The sequence below is a fragment of the Mesorhizobium sp. M1182 genome (assembly GCF_040318335.1).
In the GTDB taxonomy this organism is placed as follows: Bacteria; Pseudomonadota; Alphaproteobacteria; order Rhizobiales; family Rhizobiaceae; genus Mesorhizobium.
The window spans coordinates 1-2,500 of record NZ_JAMYMD010000035.1 but is presented as its reverse complement, the minus strand read 5'-3'; the positions used below and the strand labels follow the sequence as shown (position 1 = coordinate 2,500).

The following is a 2,500-nucleotide window of genomic DNA, read 5'->3' as shown; positions in this document are numbered from 1 at the left end:
ATAGCTCCTCCTTATAGACCGTACCCGAAACCGACACTGGTGGACTGGTAGAGTATACCAAGGCGCTTGAGAGAACTATGCTGAAGGAACTCGGCAAATTGCACGCGTAACTTCGGAAGAAGCGTGACCCTTTCATGCGCAAGCATGGGAGGGTGGCACAGACCAGGGGGTAGCGACTGTTTATCAAAAACACAGGGCTCTGCGAAGTCGCAAGACGACGTATAGGGTCTGACGCCTGCCCGGTGCTGGAAGGTTAAGAGGAGGGGTGCAAGCTCTGAATCGAAGCCCCAGTAAACGGCGGCCGTAACTATAACGGTCCTAAGGTAGCGAAATTCCTTGTCGGGTAAGTTCCGACCTGCACGAATGGCGTAACGACTTCCCCGCTGTCTCCAGCATAGACTCAGTGAAATTGAATTCCCCGTGAAGATGCGGGGTTCCTGCGGTTAGACGGAAAGACCCCGTGCACCTTTACTATAGCTTTACATTGGCATTCGTAGTGGCATGTGTAGGATAGGTGGTAGGCTTTGAAACCTGGGCGCCAGCTCAGGTGGAGCCACCCTTGAAATACCACCCTTATCACTATGGATGTCTAACCGCGGCCCGTTATCCGGGTCCGGGACAATGTATGGTGGGTAGTTTGACTGGGGCGGTCGCCTCCTAAAGAGTAACGGAGGCGCGCGATGGTGGGCTCAGAACGGTCGGAAATCGTTCGCTGAGTGCAATGGCATAAGCCTGCCTGACTGCGAGACTGACAAGTCGAGCAGAGACGAAAGTCGGTCATAGTGATCCGGTGGTCCCGCGTGGAAGGGCCATCGCTCAACGGATAAAAGGTACGCCGGGGATAACAGGCTGATGACCCCCAAGAGTCCATATCGACGGGGTTGTTTGGCACCTCGATGTCGACTCATCGCATCCTGGGGCTGGAGCAGGTCCCAAGGGTATGGCTGTTCGCCATTTAAAGCGGTACGTGAGTTGGGTTCAGAACGTCGTGAGACAGTTCGGTCCCTATCTGCCGTGGGTGTAGGAATATTGAAAGGATCTGTCCCTAGTACGAGAGGACCGGGATGGACGGATCTCTGGTGGACCTGTTGTGGCGCCAGCCGCATAGCAGGGTAGCTATATCCGGACGGGATAACCGCTGAAGGCATCTAAGCGGGAAACCCACCTTAAAACGAGTATTCCCTGAGAACCGTGGAAGACGACCACGTTGATAGGCCGGGTGTGGAAGAGCGGCAACGCTTGAAGCTTACCGGTACTAATAGTTCGATCGGCTTGATCGTTCTCATTCCTAATGCCCATTTCTGGTGACAATCCTTGGATTGCGCCGAGATGAATGGCACAGAAAACAGCTTCTCGAGCAACGTGCGTTTTGCCGACCTGGTGGTTATGGCGGAGCGGCTGCACCCGATCCCATTCCGAACTCGGCCGTGAAACGCTCCAGCGCTGATGGTACTTCGTCTCAAGACGCGGGAGAGTAGGTCGCTGCCAGGTCTGCCAAGCGCACGTTGTTTAATCTTCTCCTTACGAACAGGCCCGCCAACGGGATATCGGGCCGCGCAAGCGGCCCTTTCATTTGGCGGAAGCTTGAATCCAGTGAGCCAAGGCTTACTTCTAGGGTTGACGCGGGGTGGAGCAGCCCGGTAGCTCGTCAGGCTCATAACCTGAAGGTCACAGGTTCAAATCCTGTCCCCGCAACCAAATTCGAAAACGGCCCGCCTTGTGCGGGCCGTTTTCGTATGGGCTGAAGTACGGCGACAGGACACTTAGCATTCCGCGGCCAATTTTTCGCGTATGTGCTCCGATCCACCTCTCATACGTGGGGCGAATGGCCGATCGGGATTTACGACGCGCCAAAAAGGCGCGCTGCCGTCTTGACTGATATGCACCAGGTGCCGCCGCACAGTCACTGGGCAGCAGGCGTCTGCTCCGTATTTTGCCGCGAGCTTACGTCGTAACTCTGCAAGGTCCGAAAAGTGGCCAGGTCCTGCAGCCCGGAGTTCGTCAGCGACCATTTTCTCGGTTGGGATCAGCATGCTCTGCGTAAGCGTCTTGCCTTTGCGTCGCGTTTTGACCACCGGCAATTCGCTCATAGTTCACCTCCAGGAACTCCCCTACAGAAGACGAACAAGGATGCCGCAATCCGTACGCATCCGGTGAAGACCGCAGACGTGCGCATCCGGCAGCCAGGAGAACCTGAGCACCGGAGTGCTGGGGTCAAGCTTTCTTTGGGGAGACGCGATGATATTCTTCGAGGAGGAGTTTGACCTCCTCGATGCCTTCATCGGTGAAGGCCAAGATCCCGTCGTCATCGTTGGCGCCGTAGACCCAGATGACGCCGTCCTCGGGCTCGAGACCGAGGGTCAGGTCCTGGATGAGCGCTTCGCTGACGCCGAGGTCCCTGGCGACACGATCGAGGGTGTAGACGTGATGCACCTTATTGCGCTGCATGATCAGGCCGCCGCTGGTTGGGTCCGCAATTTTGCGGATCTCCAATTCCACG

Annotated in this window: 1 protein-coding gene, 1 tRNA gene and 2 rRNA genes (1 of these 4 cut by a window edge); 3 read left to right on the top strand and 1 reads right to left on the bottom strand. The window is 56.5% G+C overall.

Translation table 11 applies throughout. From position 1 onward, the window contains the following. From NKH33_RS27530 to NKH33_RS27520, 3 genes are all read left to right on the top strand, one after another. A 23S ribosomal RNA gene (locus NKH33_RS27530) occupies positions 1 to 1,280 on the top strand (it extends 1,519 nt beyond the left edge of the window). 96 nt (positions 1,281 to 1,376) lie between these two features. Beyond that, positions 1,377 to 1,491, top strand: a 5S ribosomal RNA gene (rrf, locus tag NKH33_RS27525). 130 nt (positions 1,492 to 1,621) lie between these two features. Then, positions 1,622 to 1,698, top strand: a tRNA-Met gene (locus tag NKH33_RS27520). A gap of 516 nt (positions 1,699 to 2,214) precedes the next feature. On the opposite strand, the gene NKH33_RS27515 is transcribed toward NKH33_RS27520, so the two are convergent. Next, positions 2,215 to 2,500 (bottom strand): hypothetical protein (locus NKH33_RS27515; RefSeq protein ID WP_352922411.1); only part of this gene is annotated, 286 nt, incomplete at its 5' end.